The following is a 237-nucleotide window of genomic DNA, read 5'->3' on the forward strand; positions in this document are numbered from 1 at the left end:
ATGAGCAGTCCCTTCACCGAGAGAGCTTATGAGTCCTATACCAGTGATAAATACAGCTTGATCACGCATAGTGAGAAAATTAACCAGCCTGTTTTAGGGTAACGAGTTCATCAATTTTTGCGCAAAGGTTTTTAAGAACAAAATATTCTTCAGTTGCAACTCCACCTTCATTGACTTCTTGAGTCCATTGTTCTAATGGAACTTTAATTCCAAAGGCTTTGTCAATAGCAAAAACAA

General features: G+C 37.6%; 1 protein-coding gene. It reads right to left on the minus strand.

Going from position 1 to position 237, the window contains the following annotated elements; translation table 11 throughout:
- Positions 1 to 79: 79 nt before the first annotated feature.
- Positions 80 to 237: acyl carrier protein (locus ACFIK8_RS10315; protein ID WP_375669371.1), on the minus strand; the 158-nt coding region annotated here is incomplete at its 5' end.

This window comes from Bartonella sp. MR168JLCBS, assembly GCF_042194175.1.